The following is a 622-nucleotide window of genomic DNA, read 5'->3' as shown; positions in this document are numbered from 1 at the left end:
TTCTCCGTCGGCGAAATCGAACCATTCCCGACATACGTCGCCACCTTTACCCTTCCCAGCGAAGAAGACGCCAGCGCCTTCTGTAAGAGCGGAGACATCGGCAACTACCGCCCCGTGCACGAGGGCAAACTGCTCGAGAAAGAACACGAGCGGCACTTCATCGGGGAAACAGAACTGGTCGACCCCATCAAATGCTCGTCAGCGAAACAAGGGGAGAGAGTCGCCCGCAGTGCCGTATTCAGCTTCCCTGAAGGAGAGCGGGTTTCAGTATGGGCCGTAGCAGAGGAATATGGGCGGTAGATGTGACTATGCCCCCCGTCTTCGGCCTGACTCTGCCTCCCGCGAACTCGTACCGAATCATCAGCGCGAGCGCGGTCCTGCTTGTCGCACTGCCCGTGTGCTCATCTGAGGTTCAGCCCTTCTTCCAGGATCGCACGACGATTTTGCAAGCGGCCCAGGAACCAGGTGAGAACTGATGACACCACGAAGCATCGCCCCTGCACTGGCTGCAGCTCTGGCCGTGCTTCTGGCCGGCTGCGTCGAGACCGAAGAGGCCCCTGAACCCGGGCCTGAGCCCACAGCAGAAGCCGAACCGAGCGACTTCGAAGAACTCTCCGGCGCC

At 60.6% G+C, this 622-nt stretch carries 1 protein-coding gene; it reads left to right on the top strand.

The annotated features are described in order from the left end of the window. A partial coding sequence (locus tag D473_RS27895) for a hypothetical protein (protein ID WP_206539042.1) occupies positions 1 to 300 on the top strand: 300 nt, incomplete at its 5' end. Positions 301 to 622: the final 322 nt, after the last annotated feature.

The organism is Nocardiopsis xinjiangensis YIM 90004 (genome assembly GCF_000341145.1).
GTDB lineage: Bacteria > Actinomycetota > Actinomycetes > Streptosporangiales > Streptosporangiaceae > Nocardiopsis > Nocardiopsis xinjiangensis.
The sequence above is the reverse complement of the archived record's forward strand: the minus strand, read 5'-3'. Positions and strand labels throughout refer to the sequence as shown.